The 284-nt window shown below is 56.0% G+C and carries 1 protein-coding gene; it reads left to right on the top strand.

The window, feature by feature from the left end; all coding sequences use genetic code 11:
* A partial coding sequence (locus MXD62_RS08430) for a YjzC family protein (protein WP_368862338.1) occupies positions 1-120 on the top strand: 120 nt, incomplete at its 5' end.
* Positions 121-284 lie beyond the last annotated feature (164 nt).

Raw genomic sequence — 284 nt, 5'->3', positions numbered from 1 at the left:
GTCTACATGGAGATTGGAGAATCCGGCTCCGGCGTCCAGGACCCGATGATCATCGAACTGGGCAAAGGGGACAAATTCCCACCCACTCGAAACAAGAACCGTGTGTGGACGCAAAAATAAGCAGATCCCAGCCTGGCGATTCACCGTCGCCATCTTCTCGCGGCAAAGATGCCCCGTACGGAACTGGCGAAAGCCACCGGGCGGGGCCAAATCTTTTTCCCCACTGTTAAAACAGCTTCTCCCTGCATGCTGCCGCACAAAAAAACCGCGTTCCTCCGCCAAAC

This window comes from Frankia sp. Mgl5 (genome assembly GCF_023242985.1).
GTDB classification, from domain to species: domain Bacteria; phylum Actinomycetota; class Actinomycetes; order Frankiales; family Frankiaceae; genus Parafrankia; species Parafrankia soli.
The sequence above is the reverse complement of the archived record's forward strand: the minus strand, read 5'-3'. Positions and strand labels throughout refer to the sequence as shown.